Origin of the sequence: Mesobacillus foraminis, assembly GCF_004340465.1 — a bacterium.
Taxonomy (GTDB): domain Bacteria; phylum Bacillota; class Bacilli; order Bacillales; family Cytobacillaceae; genus Mesobacillus_B; species Mesobacillus_B foraminis.
Genome location: NZ_SLVV01000011.1, coordinates 246994 through 272030, shown reverse-complemented (window position 1 = coordinate 272030; position 25037 = coordinate 246994). Strand labels below are relative to the sequence as shown.

Sequence of the window (25037 nt, the reverse complement as noted above, 5' to 3'; positions counted from 1 at the left end):
CCAATTAAAAATAAGAAGAAAATCGTAAAAATATAGAAAATGAACCAAATAAAAAGCTTGTGGAAGAAAAAATAGTGCCTTTCTCCACAAGCTGAGCGGATATTTTGTATCCGCTGTTTTTCTCTATCGATCTTTATTTAATTCATCGATCAGCTGCTTTGTCCTCTTTGCATTTCCTTCAGCAAAGTTTTGCAGCCGGTCCTTCAGTTCGTCATCGTCATGAATCCGCTCTGCAGTAATTAAATAGGTCCTCATTAAATCCTCTTCTATTTCAAGCGAGTTTTCAAGAACAGCCTCAATGGTTTCTTTCTTCTGATCTTCACGAGAATGGGAGCCCATATTATAAGCCTCCTTTTTCTCTTATATTCCCCACCAGATTGGCTTTCATTCCCTACTTAAGATATTTTTCGCATCATTTACTTTTTTTATATTCTTCTTTTCTCCAGATGAAGAAGGCAGCCACGGCAAAAAGTGTCGATAGTAGTGCGACAGTCATGTAAGTATAGACATGACCGTATTCCTGTCCGTAGTAGCTTTCTATCACTTTTGTCAGACAGACAATATTGACAGCAAGAAAAAGGAATATGGAAAGAAAAGCGGCCCGTTTTTTATCCATGCCTTACTTCCCTCCCAACTGCATACACTTTTCCATTTTTCACTTCCAGGAGTATTTTGGGAAGTTCCCGCTGGGGAGGCCCGGCAACCGGATGACCGTTATTCACATCAAAGTAACCTTTGTGGCACGGACATAACAGTACATTCTCTTTATGCTCATAAAATACCGGACATTGGAGATGCGTGCATTTATTATTGTAGGCAACGTATTGATCGTCGGGAGTCCGCACAAGCAGGGCAGGTTCATCCTCTGTAGGGTAGGCAAAGTTCTTTGATTCCCCGATGGCCAGCTCTTTTGTATCCGCAATCTCCACTCTTTTCACCTTGCCATCAGCATCCCTCATATAAGAGAAAACCCCAAAAGGTGTTGTCGCAAGGCCAATGGCCACTGTTGCCCCGAATGAAGCTTTTAAAAATGCTCTTCTGTTTAGATTTACATCATCTTTACGATTTAAATTCTCGATCAGCTTAATCATATCCTGATCATCGTTTTGATGGTTGTTCTTCTTTTTATCATCACTCATATGAGAAATCCTCCAGCATTGTGGCTTATAAATCCTTGTTCTCTTTCAAACTGTTTTGGTGTCAAAATTTCGAATCAATTACCTTTGCAAGGTTCATGTACTCCCTATGAAGAGGAGTACCGCCTATTGCTATGGCAGGAGTTTCCGAGCTTTCAGCCGGCTCCTGGATGGGAAGCTGTGCCAGGAGGTCGACATGAAGCTGGTCAGCGAGCACTTCTCCGCCGCCAGATCCAAAGATAAAGTATTTCTGAACCCCGTCAGGTAAGAAATAGGACATATTTTCAACAACACCGATTACCTCATGCTTGCTTTTTATTGCCATCACCCCTGCCCGTTCCGCTACAAAGGCCGCTGCTTTGTGCGGCGTGGTGACTATAATCTCTTTGCTCTCGGGAATCATGAGATGCATATCAAGGGCGACATCCCCTGTACCAGGAGGCATATCAAGAATGAAATAATCCAATTCTCCCCACAGGACATCCTCCGTGAAATGCTGGATCATCTTGCCCAGCATTGGCCCGCGCCAGACGATTGGCTCATTGTCCTTTACCAGGAAGCCCATGGACATGACTTTGATGCCGTGGGATTCGACCGGAATAATTTTACCGTTGAATGTTTTTGGTTTATAATCGATATCCAATATTTTCGGGATACTAAATCCGTAAATATCCAAGTCAATGATGGCTACAGATTTCCCAAGTTCCTGTAGAGCGAGGGCAAGATTCACAGACATGGAGGATTTCCCCACACCCCCTTTGCCGCTTGTGACAGCAAGGACATTTCCCTTTAACAAATTGATGCACCCCTTCTGTTTTATTGGCTCCTGATTCCGATTACGCTTATTTAACTATTACCTAACCCGTCCTGATATAAGCCTCCAATATTCAAAAACTGGGGCGTTCTTCCTAAAAGACTGGCACAGGAGCAAGAGAAGAGCAGAGCCAAAAAACTTATGCCCGCTCCATATTGACTGGAACTTTAAAACTCGTTCCAGTTCTATCGCTGAGAGTCGGTATATACTCCGAAAAATTCCGGAACGTACTCCCACTTGTTTCCTTCCTGCGGTTTCTTGCCCTCCACAAGGTTCATTTGTGTACGCCTTCTTCTTAATTGCTGCATTTCATCAAAATCGATGAAGCGAATAGCTTCACTTGGGCAGACAGATGCACACATTGGAGCAATATCGTCCTTTGTTCTGTCATAGCACATATCGCATTTATACATTTTATTGGATTCAAAGTCGAACTTCGGGATGCCGAATGGGCAGCCAAAGGTACAGTTCCGGCAGCCGATGCACTTTTCTTCCATTGCAGAAAGAACGACACCTTCATCAGTGATTTGGATGGCATTAGCCGGGCAGACACGGGCACAGGCCGGATCTTTACACTGCATGCAAAGCATGGGGAAGGTCTGCCGGGATTCCGTAAAGTCAACATACTCAACATAGTTCCGTTCCTTTGCATCATGGTCCCCACACTCACGGCATGCAGCCTGACAGGCACGGCATCCAATACAGCGCTCAAATTCCAAATACATTATTTTATTCATATTAGCCGTTCCTCCTTGGAAAGCGATGGTGGTATTCTGGGAAACTCGTTTTTAGGACGAGCACCATTTCATCCGCCTTTTCCTATTTTGCAAGTTTTTCTAGCTTAACTGCACAAACCTTAAATTCAGGCATCCGTGAAATTGGATCCAATGCAGGATTCGTCAATTGGTTTATGGAAAGTTCCTTGCCCCAGTGGTAAGGAACAAACAAAGTATCATTCCTGATTGCTTTCGTAAAACGGACTGGAGCAGTCATTTCTCCACGAGGAGTGGAGATCTTTACTCTCTCGTTATTTTCCAGCTGATAAGCGCTGCCAAGCTCAGGATGAATCTCGATATATGGTTCCGGACATTGTTCCATTAAGAAGTCTACCCGTCTCGTTTGGTTGCCGGATAAATAATGGAAAACAACACGGCCAGTTGTAAGCCAGAGAGGAAATTCCCTGCTCGGAACTTCAGCCGGCTCCTCCCAATCGATGGCAGCTAAATTGGCACGTCCGTCATCAGTGGCAAATTTCTCCTTAAAGACGGTCGGTGTCCCTTGATGATCCAATTCGGGGACAGGCCAGAACATTCCATCAAGTTCGTCGATTTTTTCATAGGTGACACCGTAGTAATCTGCCTTTCCGCCTTTGGAAGCAATTCGCAACTCGTCAAAAATTTCTCTCGGTTCATTGTATTGAAAATGCTTCCCTTTGCCCATTCTCTCTGCAATCAGCTTCAGGATTTCCCAGTCAGGCTTCGACTCTCCCAGAGGTTCCACCACTTTGCGGATGCGGATAATCCGTCCTTCAATATTAGTCGTTGTTCCTTCATCCTCAGCCCAGGTTGTTGCGGGAAGGACAACATCCGCGAATTCCGCTGTTTCGGAAAGGAAGAAATCATTTACAACAAGGAAGTCCAGTTCTTTCATCGCTTCTGTTACATGGTTAATATTAGGAGAAGATACAACAGGGTTGGAGCAAATTACATGCATTCCCCGGATTGTCTTGTTCTTCATCAGATCAAACATTTCGTAGGCAGAAACACCCTCCATCGGCAGTTCTTCCGGTTTTATGCCCCACACTCCGGCAATGTACTCTCTGTGTTCAGGGACAGCAATTTTTCGATAGCCCGGAAGTGCATCTGCCTTTTGTCCATGTTCCCGTCCTCCCTGGCCATTTCCCTGGCCTGTGAAAGTGGCAACCCCGGAAGCAAATTTCCCAATCTGTCCTCTTAACAATGCCATGGATGTATACAGACTCACATTGTCGACGCCTTTTCTCTGCTGCTCTACTCCCCTTGCAAACATCACCACTGAGCGGGGTGACTTGCCAAAGATGTGGGCCGCCTTCAGAATTTTTTCTACACTGACACCAGTAATTTTAGAGGTCACTTCAGGAGTGAATTTCGCTGTCATTTCCTTCAATTCTGCAAAGTTATTGCAGCGTTCCTCCACATATTGATAGTCTACATAATCATGCTTGATTAACAGATGCATGATCCCGTTGGCAAGAGCTGAATCAGTTCCGGGCAGCAAATCCAGGTGGACATCTGCCACTCGGGCAGTTGGCGTTTCTCGGGGGTCGGCCACAATTAGCTTCGCTCCCTTGTCCTTCGCCTTCCAAAACCACTGAATGCTGGTTGGATGGCATTCTGCCGTATTTGTTCCCGACATGAAGAAGCAGTCTGAATGCTCAAGCTCCGTCCATGGCAGCGTTGATCCTCTGTCCATTCCCAGCGTTTTGTTGAAACCGCCAGCGGCCGAGCTCATGCAATAACGTCCGTTATAGTCGATATATCGCGTTCCAAGTCCGACACGTGCATATTTTCCGACAAGATAGCATTTTTCATTGGTCATGGAAACCCCGCCATAAACACCCACTGCATCTTTCCCGCAGGAAGATTGAATCTCTTTAAATTTCCTTTCGATTAAATCCAGCGCTTCCTCCCAGGAGGATTCAACAAACTGGCCATTCTTTTTAATCAAAGGGCGTTTAATCCTGTCCGGATGGTCTACTGTCTGGTAAGCAGTAACCCCTTTGGGGCACATCTTCCCTCGGGTCAGCACCCAGTCATAACGCGGCTCGACACCGACAACCTTGTTGGTTTTTTCATTGACGCGGATATGCATCCCGCATTGCATCCCGCAGTAGCAGCAATGAGTTGTGATCAATTTTTCACCTTTGCGGATTTGGTTTTTGACGCCTTCTTTAACGAGAAACTGGCTCATGCTCATTTTCCTCCTTTGAATCTTCCCTTGCCTTTTTATCCATTCCATAAAATTCTTCCGACCGTTTTTTGCCGAAGCCTGAAATATGGATGCCATTGTTCGTATTGACCGGGCCATACGGGTCCCCCATAGGAGCCTCCATATTCATTTGTTTCATCACACGGATGCGCCGGCGGCATCCTGTACAATAATCCGACAGATACGTTCCGTCTGCCAGCTTGAAATCAATGTCTTGAGCCTTCAGTATCGCCTGGACGTCGGCAATCTGGTCATCGTTGCTGTAAGGCTGACCGCAGCCTTTGCATGCTTTCGTGTCCACTTTAACGATTTCCTGATAGCTCATAGGCACAGCTGCTGCGAGCGGCCTGATAGGCACGTGGAACAGCTTCCCGAATGGGAAATACATCAGCATAATGACAACTGTTACCTGATGAGTCAGCGACATATAATGGTGCATCCAGCCATCAAGGAACGTATAGGAAATGGTCAGAAATAAACCGGTAGCTGTTACAGCCAATAAAATCAGCAGAGGCAGGATATCAAACTCAAAACGCTGGGTTACTTTGACATCGTAGTTTGTCAGCCTCCGGTAAAGCGCCATGCAGACACCGATCATCACCATGATTGCACCGATATTCAACGCGTTATAAACCAGCTCCGCAAACAATCCGTGTGCGGCCATTGTCATGGTCGGGATATTAAAAACAACAACCTGATATGTTTCAGGATCAATCAAATCAAAACGGAACCAGCCGAACGTCAGCCCAAAGGTAACCCCGAAGGAAATGAGGCAGCCCCAGGAAATCATAATGTGCTGAATGCCCCGGTAAATCCCGCGCCTGAAAATGAACTTCTGCAGAATGATATTATCAATCAATGTTCTGAAAATGGATTTAGCACTGCGCTTTAACCGTTCTATATCGAACAGGTTCTCGGTGCTTCTCGACGCCACCCGGCTGGTTGCTTTCCGATAAAGCCAAAAGCTCATGCGGATCCCCAGCCCAATGGCAAAAATGAAAGAGGAAATCATGTAGCCAAGCAAGGCCATATCGATATGAAGAAAATTTGATGTAGACACCCACATTGAAAAGAACAGAAGGAGAACTGCAAAGAAAGAATACATGCTTGCCTTGGAGTAAAAGGATTTTTCCAGTTTTATCATTAATCGTGCCTCCTAACGAGAATTGCTTGAGTTCGAAAGTAATCTTAACACGGCAAAAAGTCTGTTTATGTTTTAAATGTAAACACTTTGTGAATAGTAAAAATTCGCCTGCTGTTTGTTAAAAATTTGTGAACGAATAACTGCTGGAACCTACACGCCACCCTTCCGAGAAGACTTTCATCCTTTTTATCTAAATTTTAATAAAAGGAAGAAAGGGTGTATGTGAAATACGTCACAACAGAAATAGTCTCTTCTTTCTTCAGGAGCATTTGCTGGATGGTAAAAAAAACTTGCCATATACTTTAAGTAGTAGGAAATAGAAAGGGGTTATTTTATGGACAAGCCTTTTAAGGCGTTTATGGTAAACAAAATGGATGAGGATTTTTCTGCGGGATTGACGGAGCTGACCATGGCCGATTTACCGGCAGGCGAGGTAGAAATCAAGGTTGCTTATTCAAGTGTTAACTATAAGGACGGCCTCGCCAGTATCCCTGACGGCAAAATCGTCCGTTCTTACCCGTTTATACCTGGCATTGATCTGGCGGGCACAGTGATCAATTCCAGTGATTCACGCTTTAAAGAAGGAGACAGCGTCATTGCCACAAGCTACGAAATTGGCGTCTCCCACTATGGCGGATACAGCGAATATGCAAGAATTCCGGCTGACTGGATTGTTCCGCTTCCCGATGGCCTTACTTTAGAAGAATCCATGGTCCTAGGAACGGCCGGCTTTACAGCTGCTCTGTCTGTTCATCGGCTGGAGGAAAATGGCCTTACACCCGAAAAAGGCAAGGTTCTCGTAACTGGGGCAACTGGCGGGGTAGGCAGCATCGCTGTGGCCATGCTAGCGAAGAGAGGGTATCACGTCGTAGCAAGTACCGGGAAAGAAAGCGAACATGAATACCTTAAGGAAATTGGTGCAGCTGAAGTGATCTCACGCAGTGACCTGTCCGGTGAAAAACTCAGGCCATTGGATAAACAGGTTTGGGCGGGGGCAGTCGACCCTGTTGGGGGCAAGTCACTTGCATCCATCCTGAGCAAACTGGACTATAATGGTTCTGTTGCCGTTAGTGGCCTAACCGGTGGCACGGATGTTCCGGCGACGGTATTCCCCTTCATTTTGCGCGGCATCAACCTGCTTGGCATCGACTCCGTTTATTGCCCAATGAAAACAAGGAAGGTATTGTGGGACAGAATGGGATCCGACCTTAAGCCAGAGGCTTTGATTAATAGTATTAAACAGGAGGTTACACTCGACTCGCTTCCTGATGCGCTCTCCTCTATCCTAAAAGGACAGATGCGAGGCAGGACCGTTGTAAAGATTTAACTTAAATAAAAAAGCGCCGATTCAGCTGAATCGGCGCTTCGTTAACTCTCAAAGAATATCTGACAATAAATAAGGTCATTATGAATATTGTTAAATCTTTGTCGCTATTTCCCGAGAAATGATCTGAATCTCATTAATTTTGACATAATAACACCATATATACGGTAATTACCATTAAATAGTCTAATGGCGGCCTCTGCTGGCAAAAGGTTTTTACTGCTGCATTTTACCAGGATTGATGCTCGGTTTTCGGAATACATGATTGATTACCTCAGAGAAAACAAGCCCTACTGCAATCGCACCCGAAAGCATGGAAGCTCTTACTGCAAGGGCAACAGCTGTATTATAATCGCTCTCGACAATATTCCTCATCGTATCATAAGCCAGGCCGCCGGGAACAAGTGGAATGATTCCCGCGACGCTGAAAATAATAATCGGCATCTTGTATCGTTTGGCAAAAACCTGACTGATGACGGCGATTAGAAAGGATGCCGCTAAAGTCCCTGCAATGGGCCCGCTGCCGGAGTAAGTCAAGCCGAAATAAACGATCCATCCCAGCATTCCTGAAAGGCCGCACTTCAGCAATGCCTCTTTTGGGGCATTAAACAGAACAACAAAGGCAGCAGAGGCGATAAAACTTGTCACAAGCTGCTCTAAAAATACCATCTCTATTCCTCCAGACCTTTATAACAGAGATAAAACAACGGCAACACCCGACCCAATAGCAAAAGCGGTCAGAAAGGCCTCAGCACCTTTCGAAAGCCCGGATACTAAGTGGCCCGCCATCAAATCCCGCACTGCGTTTGTAATCAAAAGGCCGGGGACCAGCGGCATAACAGCGCCAATAATGATTTTATCCAATTCATTCCCGAGACCAAAGCTGATAAATCCTAACGAAACCACGCAAACCACTACGGCACCAACAAACTCTGCGAAAAATTTTACCGGAATCAAACGGTGAAAAAATGCCACAAAGTAATAGCCCGCTCCTCCAGCAATTAAGGATGGAAGGAAATCAGGCCACCCTCCCAGGAACATGATCGTAAAACAGCCGCTCGCCAAGGCAGCTGCCATGATCTGGGTCCAGATTCCATACGTTTCGCTTGATCTTTCAATCTCCCTCAGCTGGCTGCAGGCTTCCTCAAGGCCAATTGAACCTCCGCTTATTCTCCGGGAAACATCATTGACCTGCATAACCTTTTTCAAATCTGTTGTACGATTGGAAATTCTGATGAGCCTGGTCATTGCAGGCCTGGTCCCCTCTACCGAAAAAACGATGCCCGTAGGGGTCACATAGCTATGTGTCAATTCGACACCGAGAGAGGATGCAATGCGTGTCATCGTATCCTCAACCCGATATGTTTCCGCTCCGCTCTGAAGCATAATTTTCCCTGCTAAGAGGCAGGCATCCATAACATCGTAAATCATTTCCCGTGTTTCCATAAAAATCCTCACTTAAAACCAGGGCCTATTCCCCCGGCTAATCAAATCCGCAAATACTAAAACCAGTCTACTCGAAAGGAAAAAATCAATCAATGACAGATTCTTAGCATCTTATTTATCCAGCAGGAGTCAGGCACCGCAGCATTTCTTATATTTCTTCCCGCTGCCGCAAGGGCAAGGGTCATTTCGGCCAATTTTCTGTGATTGAATAAACGGAGTTTCTGAGGAGATGTTGGAAGTCGATTGAGCCGATTCCAGCAAATACTGTTTAAAACTCTCGGCCTTTTCATCTGCCTTGCGCTTCCACTTTCCTAACTCCTTATGTTCCATCCCTAAAATCTTAAAATAGCTATAGACAGTCTGTTCGGCATCTATCAGGAAAGATTCATGGCGAGCGGCCATGTACTCCTCTATTTCAGGCCTGGCATCAGCAGAGAGTTGCTGGCAAAGCGCTTCAATCAGGAGCTCTCGGTCATCCACATTTTTATGGAAGGCTTCCCGGAGAAGCTCCACTGCCCGGGGCGTTTTAATATTGCTCAAAACGGAAATGGCATATACAGAGGGCTCTTCGCCGGATAGATAAGGAACCACCGCTTCAGCCGCTTGATCATTCTGAAACGAAATCAGGGCATCTGAAGCCTCCTCCATCAGGAGGTCGTCTTCACCAGTCAACAATTCAGCAAAAAGCGGGATATGCTTTTCAAGCTTCATCTGGCCTGCCATATAAACAGCAAAAATACCCTTAAAGGAGAAGAATTCCTCCTTCATATCCTCTGCCAGGTCTTCGTCAATTTCCCACTCTTCGATCCAGCCGCTTTCCACCAGCTTCCTGGCAAGCAGTTTGGCTCCAAAGTACAATTCAGGATTGAAAGTCGCTGCTTCGTCCAAACTGGCCAAATAGGAACCGTACTCTTCCCATGTCTCTTCTTCCGTCCCATTGAGAAGCGTTTTGTACAATGCCCAGGTACGGCTGCTGACCCAATTTTGTAATTGATCCCTGTGCCTGACCGCGAGCTCGGGCTGAAGAGAGTGAAGCAGCGGAAGATAACGCAGCCTTACATTGTCTCCCGCCTTACGAATCCCCTCTGCTAGGACTTCCACAGCCTGATCATTAAAAGGAAATTTGCCAATGTAATCCAGAATCTGAGTTTCTTTTTCTTTGTTGTTCATTGCTTCTTTTAAAAGCATGGCTGTCCAATCCTCAGGGATGCCGGGGAAATCGGTGAGGGCCCCGAGGACAAAGCTTTGGATATGCAAGTCATCACTTATTAAATAAGGTTGTATTTTCTCAAGAAATTCCATTGCTTCCTCCTAGAACGCAAATTGTACTTCTTAGTTTTTCATTTTTATTAAAAGAAATCAAATAAAGAGGCCGGCAGCCAGAATAGGGTTCTGGCTGCCAGGCCTCTTTGGTCATGCATGACTGTTTCTTTATAGCGCTTTACGCAGTCTCCTGCTTTCGGCCCGTGCACTTTTTTTCCCTTCAAACAGGGTTAAAAAGAGAGCGGCAACCAGGAAAATGCTTGATATTTGGAATAATGAACCTGTTTGAACAAACTGCGCCAGAATTCCAAACACCAGTCCGCTGACCCCTATTCCCATATCAATCGCTGATAGATACATCCCCGTGGCAATCCCGCGCCGGTTCGGGGTCGTTTTAGACAATGTCCAGGATTGGAGAGTCGGCAGCAGGGTCCCAAAGCCGATTCCAAACAAGACACCCGCCAATGCCAGGGTCAAGTTTGAATGGGCAAGGGAAAGAACCCACATCGCTGCAAACGTAACGACAATCATAGTAAGCACAAGGCCTTTTGGGCCTTTCTCATCAAACCATTTGCCGGCAATGGGCCTTGATACAGTGGCAAGGATTGCATTGCACAGATAAAAGAGAAAAATCTGGCTGATTCCTCTCTCTTCTCCAAAAATCACGATAAAGGTAGCAATGGACCCGTAGCCAAGGCAGACAAGCAGCGTAACGAGAGCGGGAAACCAGCTGGACTTTTCAATAAAGGACCCAAAATAGGTAAACTTCAAATCTTCTTTTTTCGTTCGTTTTACTGTTTCAGGAGTTTGATAAGTGACAGTAGTTAGCAACAGCAGTGCAATGACTCCGAGAATAGCAGAAAAATAGATAAGGTTAGTGAACGAGGTAACCTGGAAAATCAGGATTCCAAGGCTTGGAGCAATGATCATCCCGATTGTCATGGACAGCCCGTAATAGCCCATCCCTTCTCCGAGCCTTGAATTCGGTACCACGTCAACCGCTGCGGTTCCCGTAACAGTGGTGGACCAGCCCCAGGCTAAACCATGGATGAGTCTGAACAGAAGGAACATCATGATGATCTGGGATAACGGATATAAAAGGGTGATGGCAAGCAGCGCACCTGCCCCAAGAAGAACAAGCGGCTTCCTGTCCCTGTACTCAAGCAAATAGCCAATGACCGGACGGCTGAGAACCGCCCCGATTGAAAACAATGCAGTGACAAGGCCTATCTCGGTCCCTGAAGCCCCGATGGATTTGATATAAGGCGGGAGGGTTGGGATCAGCATCTGAAATGACATAAAGACAAACAGGTTGCCGACCATCAGCATAATAAACGATTTGGTCCACAATGGCTCTTTCTTACTCAGAATCTCCATCTCCTTTAGGTAAACAGTTATTACCATTAAAAAAGAATCTTTCTTTATAGGAAAGATCCGGCTGCTTTCAACATTTGCATTTTAAAATTATATTTCGGATTCCTAAATATTAGCACAGATCAATAAATTTTAAAAGAGAAAATGGTCTCAGTTATCCAAAGAAAAGATTAAAACTGTATTGAAAAAAACAATATTCCCTCCGATATTACTATCAAACAGAAAGCGGAGGACTCCCTCCCCGCTATTAAATCGTCAGAAAGGAATACAGCCATGAATAATCAGAAAAGAAGTAAAATGAGGAGATTCTCTACCCTCACCATCAGAACCAGGTTATTTTTATCTTTTATCCTCCTGTTAATCATACCTGCCCTGCTAATCGGTACGTTTTCCTATAACAGTGCGGTGAAGGAACTGAAAGAAACCATCCTGTCCGGAGCAAGCGAGAACGTCAAGCTGCTGGATGAATTTTTATCAGACCAGCTAGATCCAAAAATCAACGATGCAAACTATTTCTCGGATCTTTTTAATAAGGATTCCTACAGCTCAAAGGAAAAGGGAAATACGATAAAAAAGCTTGAGCAGTATGCTAAACTGCATCCGGAAGCAACCTCAATTTATATTGGAACTGCATCCGGTGATATGATATTATACCCAAATCAAGATTTACCCGATGATTTTGATCCGCGGCAAAGATCCTGGTATCAGGATGCTGTTTCCAGCGATGGGAAGTCGATCACCACCGATCCATATACGGATGCCTCAACCGGTGATGTCCTGATTACCGTTGCACAGTCAGTGAAGGATGGGTCAGGTGTTTTGGCGATTGACATCAGCCTGAAAGAATTGTTTGAAATGGCAAGCCTGATCAAGATTGGCGAAAAAGGATATCCAATTATACTGGATACCACCGGTAATTATGTCGTGCACCCAACCCAAAAAAGCGGAGATCCGGCAACAGAGAGCTGGTCGAAAACGATTTACCGCTCCGACAGCGGACATATTAGCTATGATTATAATGGAACGCCAAAGGAAATGGACTTTTATACAAATGAGCTAACAGGCTGGAAAATCGTTGGAACCATGAATTTGGCTGAAATCGACGATGCTGCAAAACCTATCCTGATCAATACATTGGTGATCATCGCTATCTTTATCCTCCTGGGCCTGACGGTTTCTTATTTTATTACCCGGTCCATTTCAAGACCGCTCAAGGAACTAGTTGAGATTACAGAAAGAGTAAGTGAAGGCAATTTAACACAGTCCTTCAAGGTTAGGAATAATGATGAAATCAGCCAGGTTGGCATTAGTTTTAACAAAATGATTTTTGCTTTGAAAGACTTGATTCAGCATGTCGGCGAAAAATCGGATCAGCTGGCCTCCTCTTCTGAAGAGCTTACCGCCAGTTCTGAACAAAATAACCACGCCACTGAACAGGTGGCAAGCGCCATCCAGCATGTTGCTGCAGGCACGGAAAAACAGAAGAATATGGTAAGGGAAAGCACTACGGTCGTAACAGAAATGGCTGAAGGCATCCAGACCATCATGGCGAATTCACAGACCGTGGCCGGGACCGCGACTGAAGCAGCATTGGTTGTAACCAGCGGCGTGGAATCCATCCAGCAGTCCGTAAAGCAGATGCAAAACATCAGTGAAACCGTGAACGATCTTGGTGCAGTGATCAACACACTTGGAGAACGCTCAAAAGAAATCAGCCAAATCATCGATGTCATCTCTGATATTGCCGGACAAACAAATCTTCTGGCTCTCAATGCAGCAATCGAGGCCGCCAGAGCCGGTGAACATGGAAAAGGATTTGCCGTAGTAGCTGCCGAAGTCCGAAAACTGGCCGAACAGTCAGCAAAATCTACTGAAAGCATCCGCCACTTGATTACTTCCATCCAGTCTGATACCGGGCTTGCTGTGGGATCAATGGAAAAAGGTGCATCAGAGGTGGAAAAAGGTATTGCTATAGTCGATTCTGCAGGTACTTCCTTTATGCAAATCCAAAAGTTTGTTGATACCGTTACTACACAGATCCAGGAGGTTTCTGCTTCGATCGAACAAATGTCGGCCGGCGCAAGCCAGGTTGTCGAGCTCGTCAGCGAGATTGATGAAATCACAGCGTCAACATCCGCAGAGGGACAGGAGGTTTCAGCCGCAACCGAAGAACAGCTTGCATCTATGCAGGAAATAGCTGCCTCTGCTGCTGCCCTTTCGTTTATGGCTGAGGAACTTCAGGAATCTGTTAAGAGATTTAAAATATAGCAAAATAAAAATAATTCAAATAGAGACAGCGGCCGCTGTCTCTTTTTTTACTAGTCGGCATAGTTTAGAATATCAGGGAAATACACTTGTCTTTCTTCAATAAATAACTTTGAAGCAAATCAATTAGGAGGAATGAGAGAAATGCTCGATTGTCGGGATGAAGTTTTATTTTATACAAAGCAGCTTGTTAATATCGAAAGCATCGTCAATACGAACGGGGAAAAGGAAATTGCCCAGGTATTGCATGCGATGATTGCCTCTCTGCCCTATTTCATGGAATTCCCCGAACAGGTTGTGATTTCCCGGACGTCGGATGATGAGCTTGAGAGATATAACGTTCTTGCGTTTGTAAAAGGAACAAAATCGGACAGCAGCGATACCGTCATACTAATGGGCCATCTTGATACAGTCGGAATTGATGATTTTACCCAGCTGGCCGATCTGGCGTGCAATCCCGATGAGCTTTTGGAAGCAATCAAAAAAGAAGCCCTTCCGGAGAGTGTACGGGCCCATGCTGAATCCGGAAATTGGATGTTTGGCCGCGGAACCCTTGATATGAAAAGCGGGGTTGCCAGCCACCTGTATCTTTTAAAATATTATTCCGAACATCCTGACGAGCTTGAAGGAAATCTCGTACTCCTGGCTGAATGCGATGAAGAAGACAGCTCGCATGGAATATTATCAGCCCTTAAGGACCTGCAGGCCTGGAAGGAACAGCACGGCTTCAATTATATAGCCGCCATCAATGCCGATTTTGTTGCTCCCCGTCACGAAGGGGATGAAAACCGCTACATTTATAAAGGAACTGTTGGGAAATTGCTCCCTTCCTTTTTTATTACAGGTTCGGAAACACATGTAGGCTCATGTTTCGAAGGGCTGGATCCCAATCTGATCGCAGCCGAGCTGACAAGGCAGCTGGATTATAATCCGGAACTATGCAATGAGGCATTGGGCGAAACCACTGTACCCCCTGTTTCCTTGAAACAGATGGATCTGAAACCCGCTTATACCGTTCAGACAGCTTTATCTGCTTACGTATATTATAATTTTTTCATTCATTCCTGGTCGCCAAAGGATGTACTTGAGAAGCTGACTGTACAGGCAGAGATCGCCTTTACGAATGCCTTGACCCTTTTAAAAGAGCGATACGAGCGATTCTGCAGGATGACCGGCGAACCTTGCCGGGAGCTGCCCTGGAAAGTGAGGGTAATGACTTACGGGGACATGGAAGCAGAATTGGCACAAGCACACGGGGAAAAATACACCCGATATATAGAAGACTTCAAGCAGCAGCTTCTAAATGATCAGTCGCTGGACGTCCGGATGTTTGCGGCTAAAACAGTCGAGGAAGCATGGAAATGGATGCCTGATAAAAGTCCGGGGATCATTCTCTTTTATTCCTCGCTCTATTCGCCAAGGGTTGAACTTAAGGGAGATCGACCGGAAGAACAGAATCTGATGGAAGCCCTGGATAAAGCAGTGGCAGCTTTACAGCCTTCGTATTCAAAGCCAATTGTCGTACGGGACTTCTTCCCATATATTTCGGACATGAGCTTCGTCGCACTGAGCGATGATGAAGCGGCACTGGAAACCGCAGCAAAAAATAACCCAAGCTGGGGATCAAAGCTGCTGGTGAACTACCAGGATGTGCGCCGTTTAAACGTGCCAGTCGTCAATATTGGGCCCTATGGCCTTGATGCCCATAAAAAATATGAACGAATGGAGCTTGAATACTCACTGGAAGCCGTTCCGAACCTGACCAATATGGTTATAAAGGAGCTGATTGGAGGGAAATAAAGGAATCGCTTGATGATTGGAACATGAGATCCCTGATTTCTTGATGGGAAAAGCTTCCCTTGCCCGTGGTACCCCAGGGAAATAAAATCCGATCCCGTTCCCTTGGATTTCGTCCAGAAAACAAACATAGCCTTTTGAAATGCGGAGGCTGGATGACAAAAACAGGGGTAAGATGTTTGAATAATCAGATCCTCATCTTGGCAAATAAAATCGGCTTCTGCACTAAAAGCGAAAAGGGTACGGACACTATGGAGCTGTCCGTACCCTTTCCTGTTTCTAATTTAACGTATGACGGACCTGGCGAGAAGCTCGATGGTCATATCATCCATCGGCGGGTTATGCAGACCTGCACGAACATCCCGGTAGTAGCGCTGAAGCGGATTTTTTTGTGACAGGCTCCGTGCTCCTACAATTCTCATTGCCAGATCGACTACCCTGATGGCCCCGTTCGTGACTGCCAGCTTGACTGCGCCCAGCTCTGGAGACATTTGAGCCCGATCCTCTTCACTGGAGGAATCCCACTGTTTCGCCACGGAGTAAAGGAAATGGCGGGCTTTCATTAATTCAAGCTCCATCTCGCCTATTCTTTGCCGCACGGCCGGGATATCGATAATGGTCCCCTGAATGCTGTTCGGCGAGTACTCATTGGCAAATTGAACCGCATAGGTCTGTGCAGCCCAGGCAATTCCCAGGTAACACGCAGGAATATGGAGGAGCCAGCCATTGGCTCCTTTCTTTCCTGGAACAAATTCTTCAACAAAACATTCCTCACTTATCCTGACATTTTTGAGGACAAGGTCATGGCTTCCTGTACCCCGCATCGCCACACTATCCCATGTCTCTTCAATGCTCAGGCCTTCAGCTGAACGATGTATTAAAAAGTTCCCGGTCTTGTCGCTGTCTTGAACCGATGCAGAGACAATAAAATAGTCCAGAACCGGTGACATCGTTGTAAACGTCTTTCTGCCATTGAGAACCCAGTACTGCCCATCTTTTTCAGCAGTGGTCTGGGGTCTTCCCCCTCTCGTCGGGCTCCCTGTGCCCGCTTCACTCGCGGCCCCATTAAGCAGTGCCCCTGCTAAGGCTTCTTTACAGACCTTCCTGTAAATCTCCTCGTCCCAAAGCTTCTTTTCACCAAGGTTTTTCATTATGCCCATGTGCCAGCCTATGGAGAGTGCCGTAGATCCATCCCCTGCGGCAAGCTTTTCCTGCAGCCGGACCATTTCATATAAAGAGATTTCCTCTCCCCCATACCGTTTTGGAACCGTAAGGCTTGTATAACCCGAATTTCTTAAATCGTCTATATTTGCAAACGGAAAGCTTCCTTCCTCATCCAGGTTGGCGGCCCGTTCTGCAAATCTTCCAGCCAGGCTGCCCATGATCTCCAGCCTTTCCTCCAATGATCCTGCCTCTTGAAAATTCACCTATCCTTCACTCCCTGCTATTCTTACCTTCCGGCCACTGCCTCATAGATAAAAAGTGTATATATTAAAAATAACAGATTATCCCCCGTTTGTTTAACTTTGAACTTCCCCCTTTGCCGCACTTGTATTTCTGATCATTTCTTATTAGTATATACTTCTATAGAAAGGTATAATGATGATAATACTTTACATAAACAATGGAAAGGCGGATCAGATTGGAAGAGAATTCTAATTTTATTAAAACGATAATTAAAGAAGATTTGGAATCTGGCAAGCACGACAAGATCGTTACCCGGTTCCCGCCTGAACCGAATGGCTACCTGCATATTGGCCATGCGAAGTCAATTGTGATCAATTTCGGCCTGGCAGATGAGTTCAACGGCAAGACCAACCTCAGGTTCGATGATACAAACCCTTTAAAGGAAGACCAGGAGTATGTGGATTCCATTAAAGAAGATGTATCATGGCTTGGCTACGAGTGGGATAATCTGTTTTTCGCCTCCGATTATTTTGAAGAAATGTATAAACGGGCGGTGCTGCTGATCAAAAAAGGCAAAGCGTATATCGATGATCTCAATGCCGATCAAATCCGTGAATACCGCGGAACCCTGACGGAGCCAGGAAAAGAAAGCCCATATCGCAGCCGCTCCATTGAGGAGAATCTTGATCTGTTTGAACGGATGCGCAAAGGCGAATTCGGAAATGGTGAAAAGGTGCTTCGGGCAAAAATTGATATGGCATCGCCAAACGTAAACCTGCGCGATCCTGTCATTTACCGAATTGCCCATGCCACTCACCATAATACAGGTGACAAATGGTGCATCTACCCAATGTATGCTTTTGCCCACCCTCTTGAAGATGCAATTGAGGGGGTAACCCACTCACTATGTACGACGGAGTTCGAGGACCAGCGTCCTCTTTATGAATGGGTGGTCGCGGAGTGCGAGATGGAAGCAACCCCTCAGCAGATTGAATTCGGACGGTTAAATCTTACCAATACGGTTATGAGCAAACGCAAGCTCAAACAGCTTGTGGATGAGAAGTATGTGGACGGCTGGGATGATCCTCGTCTGCCGACCATATCGGGTTTAAGGAGAAAAGGATATACTCCGGAAGCCATCAGGGAATTTGTTATGGCAGCCGGTGTCTCGAAGGGCTTCTCCACTGTTGATGAGCAGATGCTCGAGCACTTTGTCCGCGAAGACCTGAAACTCAAGGCACCGAGAACGATGGGAGTCCTTAAGCCTTTAAAAGTGGTCATCACCAACTATCCAGAAGGTGAAGTCGAATGGCTTGATGCGGAAATCAACCCGGAAAACCCGGAAATGGGAATCAGGAAAATTCCTTTCTCCCGCGAGATTTATGTGGAGCAGGATGATTTCATGGAAAATCCGCCAGCTAAATATTTCCGCTTATTCCCCGGAAATGAGGTTCGTTTGAAGCATGCCTATTTCATTAAGTGCGAAGAGATTATTAAGGATGAAAACGGCAATGTCATCGAGCTTCGCTGCACCTATGATCCCGAAACAAAGAGCGGCTCCGGCTTTACCGGCAGAAAAGTGAAAGGCACCCTTCACTGGGTGGATGCAACACACTCTTTGCCGGCAGAATTCCGCTTATATGAGCCGCTCATCCGTGATGCCGACCTGAATGAAGATGAAGGCGAAGATAAGTCCTTCCTTGATTATGTCAATGAAAATTCCCTTGAGATCCTTGAAGGCTTCATTGAACCTAATATGAAAGATGCGAAGGCACAGGATAAATTCCAGTTCTTCCGCCACGGCTACTTTAATGTCGATCCAAAGCACAGCACGTCCGAAAAGCATGTGTTCAACCGGATTGTCTCACTTAAAAGCTCATTCAAACTTAAATAAAAAAAGGGTGCCTGACCCCCTTTAGCGCATGAATGCGCCGGGGGTCAGGCACCCTTTTTTATTTTAATCCGTTAAAGCACCTTGCTCAGGAAGGCCTGTGTCCTTTCCTGGTGCGGGTTTTCAAATAGCTGTTTTGGTTCGTTTTCCTCGACGATATACCCGCCATCCATAAAGATGACCCGGTCCCCGACTTCTCGTGCAAAGCCCATTTCATGCGTTACGACGACCATGGTCATTCCCTCTCTCGCAAGCTGTTTCATGACTTCAAGGACTTCTCCGACCACTTCAGGGTCGAGGGCTGAGGTCGGCTCGTCGAACAGCATGATTTTAGGTTCCATGGCCAGAGCTCTTGCAATTGCTACCCTTTGCTTTTGTCCCCCTGACAGCGAATCCGGGTAAGCAAGGGCTTTTTCCTCCAGGCCGACTTTGCGGAGAAGCTCCAGGCCCTTCCGCCGTGCTGGTTCCTCGGCAATTCCTCTGACCTTAACAGGTGCAAGCATGATATTTTCAATGACCGTCTTATGAGGGAACAGATTAAACTGCTGAAAGACCATTCCCACTTCTGCCCTCATTTTATTAATATCATTCATTTTGTCGGTAATATCCTTGCCTTCAATAAGGATATGGCCGCTAGTGATGGTTTCCAGCAGGTTGATGCAGCGCAGCAGCGTTGATTTCCCTGAACCTGACGGGCCAATGACAACCACTACTTCCTGAGGATTGATCACCAGATTAATATCTTTCAAGACTTCATTTTCACCAAATGACTTTTTGAGATTATGGATCTTTATCATCCTGTGTTCAGCCTTCTTTCAAGTCTATTTAATAAAAAGCTCAAGCTGATCGTCAAAATGAGATAAATCAGGGCCGCAGTCAGGTAAGGCTCCCAGACCTTATAGTACTGTCCTGCCATGGCTCGTCCCCAATACATGATTTCCGGGGCGGTTATAACGGCAGCAAGCGACGATTCTTTAATTAAGACGATAAACTCATTTCCAAGCGGCGGAATCATCCGTTTGAATGCCTGAGGCAGGATCACATACCTCATCGCCTGCCTTTGGTTCATGCCCAGCGACCTGGCTGCCTCCATCTGTCCCCTGTCGATGGACTGGATGCCAGCCCGAAAAATTTCAGCTATGTAAGCGGCTGCATTTAAGGATAATGCAATGATGGCCGCAATGATGGCATTCGTTTCACCCATGAATAATGGCACGACTCCAAAATGAACCAGTAAAATCTGTACAAATAACGGTGTTCCCCGAAAAAAAGTAATATAAAGGTTAAACGGAAAAGCAGCCAATTTATTATTAACCAGCTTCCCCAGTCCAATCAGTAAACCAAGCACCGTCCCTATGAGGATTCCTGCAATTGACAGTCCAATTGTCAGCAGGGTCCCCTTCACCAGGAAAGGTGTATATTCCGCGATGATATCAAAACGAAAATCCATTATTGCCCCCCCAATAATCTATGCAAAACTGCTTGGGTCAGAGCGTCTTAACATTCAGATGTTTCGCGCCGCCTCTTTTCCCAATGTGCTCTTGCCAGAAAGTCTAGATAAAAATTGCGTAACTTAAATGACAGTTACGCAATTTCTTTTCCATTATTGCTGTTCTTTTAAAACATCGATATTAGGCTCCGTTCCGAACCATTTCTTGTAAATTTCAGTATAAGTGCCATCATCGAGGATAGAATTGATCGCCTTATTGAATTCTTCCGGCAGATCGCTGCCTTTCGGGAAAAGCAGTCCATAGAATTCGGAGTCAAAATCAGCATCTTCAATGACCGTCAATTTTTTATCAGGATTGTTCTTTGCATACTCTTCAACAACAACGTTATCGGCAACAACCGCCGCAGCACCGCCGCTTTCCATTTCCATGATTGCAAGGTTGTTATCCTCGAATTTTTTGATGTCTTTATGATTTTTCCCAAGCAGGGCATCCATCGCCGCCTGACCGGTTGTTCCGTTCTGGACGGCAACCTTTTTTCCTTTCAGGTCTTCGGCACTTTTAATGTCACTGCCTTCCGGAGTAAGGATTTTATTGGTTGATTGAAAGTACGGCACAGAGAAATCATACGACTGTTTTCTTTCGTCATTGATTGTAATCGATGAAACAGCTAAATCTGCCCGTTCTCCTTCGATCTCGACAAAGATTGGATCCCATCCGACATGATCAACCTTAACTTCATAGCCCGCTTCCTTTGCAACGGCTTTTACGAAGTCAATGTCGAAGCCGACCACTTCTCCTTTATCCTGGTATTCCATTGGAGCATAGGCTGCATCTGTTACAACTCGCAATGTCTTTTTCTCTTCTTTTTCCTCTGTTTCAGCTTCCCCTGATGACTCCTGTGAAGAGCTGGATCCGCATGCCGTTAAAAATAAGGCAAATACGAACATGAGGCTGAGCATCGGCAACCATTTTTTCTTTTTCACAACATTTCCCCCTTGATTCTCTTATTCTAAAAAAGGACAATCTTCCAAATTTTCTATATTATTATGTGGTTTATTATATCTTGCTTTGCATGTGTATGCAATAAATCCTATAAAAAAACTTGTCAAACTATTTTATCAATATACTATTCACTTCTATACTTTGGGACAGGCCGGCACTAAGCTGCCTTTTCCATAGTTATATATACATGGGCTATCGCCCTGTCATTCCACATTCACCCACATAATGTATTAGGGTATTTACCGCCACCAAAAGGAGAGATGCCCCAATGAATCATTATGGATTTTATCCTGGCCTCCAGCAAGGCCACCCTTTAATGGAAACCCATCCATACGCGAGGCAGCAGACACCGGAAACCATGCAGTTTGGGATAGACCCTTTTTATCAGCAGCAATATAACCTGAACTATTTTGATCCGTACAATCATCCAGCCTCTTATATTGAAAATACCTTTGATGCTGAAGAAGAAAATGAACTGTCCAGACAGCCTGCCCTTGAGAGGCGAATCGCTGCCCTTGAGAGGCAGAACCGGGAACAGACACAGGAATTAAACCGGCTGAGCCAGGAAAATAGAAGGCAAAATCAGGAGACTGCCCGCCTTAATAGAGAAATCAACCGACTGAACCAGGAAGTAAACAGGCTGAATCAAAACGATGTCAGAACCACCCGCAGGCTAAACCGTCTCAACCAGCGCCTCCGGACAGTAGAGAACCGGCTGAATATCCCATTCACCGCGGAAGACGGATTTTAAAAGCGGGGTTGGTCCTCTTTTCGCAGCTGAGAGGACCTTCTTCATTTTACATGGCTTTTCCAGTTTTTTTCTATCAACTCCCTGTTAAACTATGCTACTATTATTACTTGGAATAATAGAGAACTTCAGGGGAATGTCCCCTGTTTTATAGAGTATATAGGGAACGGAGCCATTAACTATATGAAAAAACTGAAATCGCTGCTGACCTTCGTGTTTGTTAGTTTTTTATGGATATTTGGGACAAATTATCTAATTGAAGAATTTATTTCCCCCTCCTATTACAATCTATTCAACCATGGCAAAGAGGCTTTCTATGTGGTTGTAACGGGCTGTTTCTTTTTCTTTTACGTAATGAAGTCAGAGGAGCTTGATACAGCCAAAGAGGAGGAAAAGCGCTTATCCACCTTGATCAATTCCATGGTGGACTTTGTGAACTTCAAGGATGGCGATGGTAGATGGATCGAAGCCAATAAATTTGGACTTAAACTGTTCCAGCTTGAAAATGTCGACTATCGCGGGAAAAAGGATTCAGAGCTTGCGGAGTATACGGAATTTTACGGAGATGCTCTGAGATACTGTGAGATTTCGGATGAGGAAACCTGGCAAAAGGGGGTCATTTCCCGGATTGAGGAAGAAGTATTAATTCCGGATGGCTCAACTAAAACCTTTGATACATTGAAGGTCCCGCTCTTCCACCCGGATGGGGGCAGAAAGGGACTTGTGGTAATCGGCAGGGATATTACCGACCAAAAGCATGTCAAGAACCTCCTGGAGGAAAGCGAACAACGCTACAAATCGCTGTTTGAATATAACCCGGACATTGTTTACATGATTGATATCGATGGATTCATTACCAATCTAAATCCCCAGTATGAAAATATAACAGGGTTTAGCGTGGAGGAAACCATCGGACAGCATATTAAAGATATACTGCCTCGCAGGAGCAGGACAGAAATTTCGAACATCATTTCCTCGGTCATCTCCGAAAAGCAGCCCAAGACTTTTGAGCTGGAGGTTACCAATAAAGCCGGGAATAAAATTGTCCTGAATTGTGCGTCCGTGCCCATGATCATCAATGGCAAAATTGCCGGGATTGTCGGGTATGCGAAAGATATTACCCAGATCAGGGAAACCGAAGAACGCCTGAGAAGAACAGAGAAACTTTCTGTAGTCGGGGAGCTTTCCGCAAGTGTTGCCCATGAAATCCGGAATCCCCTCACCTCGCTCAAGGGCTTTGTCCAGCTTTTAAAAATGGAGGATGAAAAGCATCAAAGCTACTACCAGATCATGCTCGATGAACTAAACAGGATCAACCATATTGTCGGGGAACTCCTCCTATTGGCAAAACCACAGCGGCTTCAATATAAAAAGGCTGATATCCAAACGATTCTGTACGATGTAATTTCCCTGTTAAAAACAGAGGCAAGCCTTCACAATATCCAAATTGACTTTGAGTTTCTGGACAAAAAGCTTGAAATTGAATGTGAGCCGAACCAGCTCAAGCAATTATTCATCAATCTGATAAAGAACGCGATTGAAGCCTCTGCCAGCGGGGATACTGTCTTAATTTCAATTGAGCTGTCAAATGAAGAAAGTGTGGTTGTAAAAGTAAAAGACAATGGATGCGGCATATCGGACGAATTCCTCAAAAGGCTTGGAGAACCATTTTATTCCTCAAAGGAAAAAGGCACGGGGCTTGGCCTTACTGTCTCCTTTAAAATAGTTCAATCCCATAATGGGGATATCAGGTTCAACAGCCTTGCAAATCAGGGAACAGAAGTATTGGTTGAATTGCCGATGAGCAACAACCACAAGCGGGGAAAAGACCGTTAAGATCTAGTTCCTGCTCTATATGTTTCGAACTTTCCACCATTTTTAGCGTCAGTGAAGAGACTGAACGAAATGAAAAACCCATTCCGTGCCGGAATGGGTTTTTGTTTTACACCTTATGAGCTAGTCCTCATCCTTCACGTCTATATCTTCGGGGATTGGTTCACTCAGCACTTCTTCAATCAGCTTCTTATACTTTTCCACTTGTTTGAGGTGGGCATTAAATTGTTCCTTATAGATAAGGTATTGTTCACCATCATGGATTGCCCGGATTCGGTTCTGCCTGACCAGGCTGACAACCTGCTGTTCCGGCAGTGACAAATACTGTGCTGTTTCCTTTACTGTTAAATACATAAACTCCATCCTTTTGCAGGACCTCCAGCATACCCCATTACATTAAACCGCTAAAGGGGGTCAGACCCCAGAAGTGGAATCCGGTTCTGGTATTTCTGAATGAGCCTGCGGTTGTGTTCTTCTGCCCCATCCATGTTCCCGCTTTTGAAAATGGGAGGGTCAATCTTGCGGTCTGCCAGAAGCTTCACGGTTTCCGCCATGATTGCATTGACAATCGAAACGCCAATGATGGTTGAACCCGGTCCAAATGAGACATCGACTCTTTCATCTGTCATCAGCGCATCCCCCGCAGGAATATGGTTGTTAATGGCCAAATCAACGGCTTCGTATAAAAAAAGGCCATCCTTGTGCCTGGATGATTGTTTGCCGACATAGTCCAATGAAGTAACTCCAATGACAAAGGCACCCTTTTCCTTCGACAGTAAAGCTGCATCAATGGGAACGGGGTTCCTGCCGGAGTTTGAGGCAACAATGACTACATCCTCCGGGCGAATGTCGGCATCCTTCATAAAACTGTCGGCATAATTATTTTCCTGCTCAAGCCTTGAAGACCTTAGCGCTCCTTTATGCAGCATCAAATCCTCTACAAATAAAGGACTCACAGGTACCAGTCCCCCGGCCCTGTAAAAGAGCTCTTCACCCAGCAGATGAGAATGTCCGCATCCAAATACATGGATGATTCCGCCCGATTGAATACAATCAGAGATTTTTAAGGAAGCTTCTCCAATCGCAGTTTTTTCTTTTTCTTCTACAATATCCAGCAGTTCTTTTAATTGATGAAAGTATGAATGGATCATGGCAAGCCCCTTTACTTATTGTGG

At 45.4% G+C, this 25037-nt stretch carries 23 protein-coding genes; 6 read left to right on the top strand and 17 right to left on the bottom strand.

All coding sequences use genetic code 11. The features are described 5' to 3' along the window. Positions 1–123: 123 nt before the first annotated feature. The 7 genes from EV146_RS20745 to EV146_RS20715 all read right to left on the bottom strand — a co-directional run bounded on the left by EV146_RS20745 (position 124) and on the right by EV146_RS20715 (position 6061). Complete coding sequence (locus EV146_RS20745) at positions 124–339, bottom strand: hypothetical protein (protein WP_132010301.1); 216 nt, start codon at positions 337–339, stop codon at positions 124–126. A 73-nt stretch (positions 340–412) separates the two neighbouring features. Beyond that, complete coding sequence (locus tag EV146_RS20740) at positions 413–616, bottom strand: hypothetical protein (RefSeq protein WP_121609890.1); 204 nt, start codon at positions 614–616, stop codon at positions 413–415. Beyond that, positions 609–1139: a Rieske 2Fe-2S domain-containing protein gene (locus EV146_RS20735; RefSeq protein ID WP_121609891.1), complete on the bottom strand. Its 531-nt coding sequence runs from the start codon at positions 1137–1139 to the stop codon at positions 609–611. The genes EV146_RS20740 and EV146_RS20735 overlap by 8 nt, the downstream gene beginning before the upstream one ends. A 61-nt stretch (positions 1140–1200) precedes the next feature. Beyond that, entirely contained in the window at positions 1201–1932 is a 732-nt protein-coding gene (locus tag EV146_RS20730) for an Mrp/NBP35 family ATP-binding protein (protein ID WP_219916422.1), read from the bottom strand. A 203-nt stretch (positions 1933–2135) separates the two neighbouring features. Then, positions 2136–2687: a 4Fe-4S dicluster domain-containing protein gene (locus tag EV146_RS20725; RefSeq protein ID WP_121609893.1), complete on the bottom strand. Its 552-nt coding sequence runs from the start codon at positions 2685–2687 to the stop codon at positions 2136–2138. Between the two features lie 82 nt (positions 2688–2769). After that, on the bottom strand, positions 2770–4899 hold the full coding sequence (locus EV146_RS20720; RefSeq protein WP_132010297.1) for a molybdopterin oxidoreductase family protein: 2130 nt from the start codon (positions 4897–4899) through the stop codon (positions 2770–2772). Further along, on the bottom strand, positions 4880–6061 hold the full coding sequence (locus EV146_RS20715; RefSeq protein ID WP_181215952.1) for an MFS transporter: 1182 nt from the start codon (positions 6059–6061) through the stop codon (positions 4880–4882). Before EV146_RS20715 ends, EV146_RS20720 begins: the two co-directional genes overlap by 20 nt. 334 nt (positions 6062–6395) lie before the next feature. Between EV146_RS20715 and EV146_RS20710 the strand changes: the two genes are divergently transcribed. Beyond that, positions 6396–7388, top strand: coding sequence for an NADPH:quinone oxidoreductase family protein (locus EV146_RS20710; protein WP_132010295.1), 993 nt, complete (start codon positions 6396–6398; stop codon positions 7386–7388). 213 nt (positions 7389–7601) lie between these two features. On the opposite strand, the gene EV146_RS20705 is transcribed toward EV146_RS20710, so the two are convergent. From EV146_RS20705 to EV146_RS20690, 4 genes are all read right to left on the bottom strand, one after another. Continuing rightward, positions 7602–8054, bottom strand: a complete 453-nt coding sequence (locus EV146_RS20705; protein ID WP_121609896.1) for a threonine/serine exporter family protein — start codon at positions 8052–8054, stop codon at positions 7602–7604. An 18-nt stretch (positions 8055–8072) separates the two neighbouring features. Further along, positions 8073–8831, bottom strand: a complete 759-nt coding sequence (locus EV146_RS20700) for a threonine/serine exporter family protein (RefSeq protein WP_121609897.1) — start codon at positions 8829–8831, stop codon at positions 8073–8075. A gap of 129 nt (positions 8832–8960) precedes the next feature. Beyond that, positions 8961–10133, bottom strand: coding sequence for a HEAT repeat domain-containing protein (locus EV146_RS20695; RefSeq protein ID WP_132010293.1), 1173 nt, complete (start codon positions 10131–10133; stop codon positions 8961–8963). A gap of 129 nt (positions 10134–10262) precedes the next feature. Further along, on the bottom strand, positions 10263–11471 hold the full coding sequence (locus EV146_RS20690) for an MFS transporter (RefSeq protein WP_132010368.1): 1209 nt from the start codon (positions 11469–11471) through the stop codon (positions 10263–10265). Positions 11472–11741: 270 nt separating this feature from the next. On the opposite strand from EV146_RS20690, the gene EV146_RS20685 reads away from it, so the two are divergent. Together EV146_RS20685 and EV146_RS20680 are read left to right on the top strand one after the other, a co-directional pair. After that, positions 11742–13736 (top strand): methyl-accepting chemotaxis protein, encoded by a 1995-nt coding sequence (locus EV146_RS20685; RefSeq protein WP_132010291.1) that lies wholly within the window; start codon positions 11742–11744, stop codon positions 13734–13736. 141 nt (positions 13737–13877) lie between these two features. After that, positions 13878–15533 carry a M20/M25/M40 family metallo-hydrolase gene (locus tag EV146_RS20680; protein WP_132010289.1) on the top strand — a complete coding sequence of 552 codons (1656 nt, stop codon included), beginning with the start codon at positions 13878–13880 and terminating at the stop codon, positions 15531–15533. Positions 15534–15814: 281 nt separating this feature from the next. On the opposite strand, the gene EV146_RS20675 is transcribed toward EV146_RS20680, so the two are convergent. Next, on the bottom strand, positions 15815–16957 hold the full coding sequence (locus EV146_RS20675; protein WP_132010287.1) for an acyl-CoA dehydrogenase family protein: 1143 nt from the start codon (positions 16955–16957) through the stop codon (positions 15815–15817). A gap of 215 nt (positions 16958–17172) precedes the next feature. Here EV146_RS20675 and EV146_RS20670 point away from each other — a divergent pair, with 215 nt between their 5' ends. Beyond that, positions 17173–18831 carry a glutamine--tRNA ligase/YqeY domain fusion protein gene (locus EV146_RS20670; protein WP_132010285.1) on the top strand — a complete coding sequence of 553 codons (1659 nt, stop codon included), beginning with the start codon at positions 17173–17175 and terminating at the stop codon, positions 18829–18831. Positions 18832–18902: 71 nt separating this feature from the next. Here EV146_RS20670 and EV146_RS20665 read toward each other — a convergent pair whose 3' ends face one another. The 3 genes from EV146_RS20665 to EV146_RS20655 form a co-directional block, all read right to left on the bottom strand. Next, complete coding sequence (locus EV146_RS20665) at positions 18903–19625, bottom strand: amino acid ABC transporter ATP-binding protein (protein WP_132010283.1); 723 nt, start codon at positions 19623–19625, stop codon at positions 18903–18905. After that, positions 19622–20278, bottom strand: a complete 657-nt coding sequence (locus tag EV146_RS20660; RefSeq protein WP_121609904.1) for an amino acid ABC transporter permease — start codon at positions 20276–20278, stop codon at positions 19622–19624. The genes EV146_RS20665 and EV146_RS20660 overlap by 4 nt, the downstream gene beginning before the upstream one ends. Positions 20279–20431: 153 nt before the next feature. Further along, positions 20432–21238: a basic amino acid ABC transporter substrate-binding protein gene (locus EV146_RS20655; RefSeq protein ID WP_132010366.1), complete on the bottom strand. Its 807-nt coding sequence runs from the start codon at positions 21236–21238 to the stop codon at positions 20432–20434. Positions 21239–21651: 413 nt separating this feature from the next. On the opposite strand from EV146_RS20655, the gene EV146_RS20650 reads away from it, so the two are divergent. Beyond that, on the top strand, positions 21652–22032 hold the full coding sequence (locus tag EV146_RS20650) for a hypothetical protein (RefSeq protein WP_373566089.1): 381 nt from the start codon (positions 21652–21654) through the stop codon (positions 22030–22032). A gap of 180 nt (positions 22033–22212) precedes the next feature. Beyond that, positions 22213–23865 carry a PAS domain-containing sensor histidine kinase gene (locus EV146_RS20645; RefSeq protein WP_132010281.1) on the top strand — a complete coding sequence of 551 codons (1653 nt, stop codon included), beginning with the start codon at positions 22213–22215 and terminating at the stop codon, positions 23863–23865. A gap of 120 nt (positions 23866–23985) precedes the next feature. Here the strand turns inward: EV146_RS20645 and EV146_RS20640 are convergent, their stop codons facing one another. After that, entirely contained in the window at positions 23986–24216 is a 231-nt protein-coding gene (locus EV146_RS20640; protein ID WP_132010279.1) for an excisionase family DNA-binding protein, read from the bottom strand. Positions 24217–24266: 50 nt separating this feature from the next. Continuing rightward, positions 24267–25013, bottom strand: a complete 747-nt coding sequence (locus EV146_RS20635; protein WP_132010277.1) for an SIS domain-containing protein — start codon at positions 25011–25013, stop codon at positions 24267–24269. Positions 25014–25037 lie beyond the last annotated feature (24 nt).

Excerpts from the sequence above, each read along its gene's own strand:
- EV146_RS20745 (WP_132010301.1), bottom strand. The coding sequence starts at position 339 with ATGGGCTCCCATTCTCGTGAAGATCAGAAGAAAGAAACCATTGAGGCT.
- EV146_RS20740 (WP_121609890.1), bottom strand. The coding sequence starts at position 616 with ATGGATAAAAAACGGGCCGCTTTTCTTTCCATATTCCTTTTTCTTGCT.
- EV146_RS20735 (WP_121609891.1), bottom strand. The coding sequence starts at position 1,139 with ATGAGTGATGATAAAAAGAAGAACAACCATCAAAACGATGATCAGGAT.
- EV146_RS20725 (WP_121609893.1), bottom strand. The coding sequence starts at position 2,687 with ATGAATAAAATAATGTATTTGGAATTTGAGCGCTGTATTGGATGCCGT.
- EV146_RS20720 (WP_132010297.1), bottom strand. The coding sequence starts at position 4,899 with ATGAGCCAGTTTCTCGTTAAAGAAGGCGTCAAAAACCAAATCCGCAAA.
- EV146_RS20715 (WP_181215952.1), bottom strand. The coding sequence starts at position 6,061 with ATGATAAAACTGGAAAAATCCTTTTACTCCAAGGCAAGCATGTATTCT.
- EV146_RS20710 (WP_132010295.1), top strand. The coding sequence starts at position 6,396 with ATGGACAAGCCTTTTAAGGCGTTTATGGTAAACAAAATGGATGAGGAT.
- EV146_RS20705 (WP_121609896.1), bottom strand. The coding sequence starts at position 8,054 with ATGGTATTTTTAGAGCAGCTTGTGACAAGTTTTATCGCCTCTGCTGCC.
- EV146_RS20700 (WP_121609897.1), bottom strand. The coding sequence starts at position 8,831 with ATGGAAACACGGGAAATGATTTACGATGTTATGGATGCCTGCCTCTTA.
- EV146_RS20695 (WP_132010293.1), bottom strand. The coding sequence starts at position 10,133 with ATGGAATTTCTTGAGAAAATACAACCTTATTTAATAAGTGATGACTTG.
- EV146_RS20690 (WP_132010368.1), bottom strand. The coding sequence starts at position 11,471 with ATGGAGATTCTGAGTAAGAAAGAGCCATTGTGGACCAAATCGTTTATT.
- EV146_RS20685 (WP_132010291.1), top strand. The coding sequence starts at position 11,742 with ATGAATAATCAGAAAAGAAGTAAAATGAGGAGATTCTCTACCCTCACC.
- EV146_RS20680 (WP_132010289.1), top strand. The coding sequence starts at position 13,878 with ATGCTCGATTGTCGGGATGAAGTTTTATTTTATACAAAGCAGCTTGTT.
- EV146_RS20665 (WP_132010283.1), bottom strand. The coding sequence starts at position 19,625 with ATGATAAAGATCCATAATCTCAAAAAGTCATTTGGTGAAAATGAAGTC.
- EV146_RS20660 (WP_121609904.1), bottom strand. The coding sequence starts at position 20,278 with ATGGATTTTCGTTTTGATATCATCGCGGAATATACACCTTTCCTGGTG.
- EV146_RS20655 (WP_132010366.1), bottom strand. The coding sequence starts at position 21,238 with ATGCTCAGCCTCATGTTCGTATTTGCCTTATTTTTAACGGCATGCGGA.
- EV146_RS20645 (WP_132010281.1), top strand. The coding sequence starts at position 22,213 with ATGAAAAAACTGAAATCGCTGCTGACCTTCGTGTTTGTTAGTTTTTTA.
- EV146_RS20640 (WP_132010279.1), bottom strand. The coding sequence starts at position 24,216 with ATGTATTTAACAGTAAAGGAAACAGCACAGTATTTGTCACTGCCGGAA.
- EV146_RS20635 (WP_132010277.1), bottom strand. The coding sequence starts at position 25,013 with ATGATCCATTCATACTTTCATCAATTAAAAGAACTGCTGGATATTGTA.